At 35.4% G+C, this 387-nt stretch carries 1 protein-coding gene; it reads left to right on the plus strand.

Translation table 11 applies throughout. The features are described from left to right. The coding region (locus A1D18_RS06760) for a hypothetical protein (protein WP_171910786.1) at positions 1 to 387 on the plus strand (387 nt) is incomplete at both ends.

Here is a 387-nt window from a genome sequence, read left to right on the forward strand (position 1 = left end):
AAATCGTATCGGAATACTAAAAAACTGAATCAGAAAAAAAATAAAAATAAAAGAAAAGATGTGGGACGCCGTAAAAGACAAACTAAAATAAAAAATAGTACGGTTAAAAATTGGAATAAAGTGGTTTCTGGAGATTTTTTTCAAACCCTACCAAAATTACAGCCCCCCCCATTGGCTAATTCTAGTGCGTTGTTACCTTCCTTTCGTGATCATTTTTCTCATTCCGGTTCTGATTTTTTAGCTAGCGCGGCTAATGATACGGAGATCCACAGCCAGTCCCTATTTTTAAGTTGGATTTATCATACGCTTTGGGGTAAAAAGGCAAAACCTTTAAATTTCAGAGAAACTATCGAAATGGAGCACGAAAATCAGATATATAGGGCTATC

It is taken from the genome of Candidatus Rickettsiella isopodorum, from assembly GCF_001881495.1.
In the GTDB taxonomy this organism is placed as follows: Bacteria; Pseudomonadota; Gammaproteobacteria; order Diplorickettsiales; family Diplorickettsiaceae; genus Aquirickettsiella; species Aquirickettsiella isopodorum.